General features: G+C 46.0%; 1 protein-coding gene. It reads left to right on the top strand.

Annotated elements, in window-relative coordinates:
• The coding region (gene rlmA, locus AB4512_RS20980) for a 23S rRNA (guanine(745)-N(1))-methyltransferase (protein WP_372175565.1) at positions 1-665 on the top strand (665 nt) is incomplete at its 5' end.
• Positions 666-696 lie beyond the last annotated feature (31 nt).

Genomic DNA, 696 nt, shown 5'->3' with positions numbered 1-696 from the left:
ACAAAGAGATGATGCAGGCACGTCGTCGCTTCCTTGAAGGTAACCACTATGACCCAATGCGCCAAGCGGTGGTGACGTTGTGTTCTCGCTATCTACCAGAAGAGACGCCTAGCCTATTGGATATTGGTTGTGGCGAAGGTTATTACACCAACGAAATTGCTGTGAATCTTCAAGAAAAGAAAGGGGCTACTTTTGGCCTAGACATTTCTAAGATTGCTATCAAATACGCCGCTAAACGCTACCCTGCTGTCGACTTCTCAGTTGCATCAAGCCATCGCCTACCCTTTGCTGAAAACAGCTTAGACGGAATTCTACGCATTTACGCGCCTTGCAAGGCTGAAGAGTTACAACGCACCATCAAAGATAATGGTGTGGTGATCACCGTGACACCAGCTAGCCGACACCTGTATCAACTGCGTGATGCAATTTATGATGGCGTTCGCTTGCACGACGAAGATCCAGAAGTGATCGAAGGTTTTACGCTTGAGCATCAAGAGCAACTAAACTATATGATGGAACTATCGGGGTCAGATGCATTCGACCTGCTACAGATGACGCCGTTTGCTTGGAAGGCGAGTGAAGAGTTTAAACTACAACTCACCGAGGCAGAGCAATTCAACTGTGAAGCTGACTTTATGCTGCGAGTGTACCGCAAACAAATTTAATTGATATTGATTATCGTTTGCATTGAAATCT

This window comes from Vibrio sp. 10N.222.52.B7 (genome assembly GCF_041474275.1).
Classification (GTDB): domain Bacteria; phylum Pseudomonadota; class Gammaproteobacteria; order Enterobacterales; family Vibrionaceae; genus Vibrio; species Vibrio crassostreae_C.
This window is presented reverse-complemented; position numbering and strand designations above follow the sequence as displayed.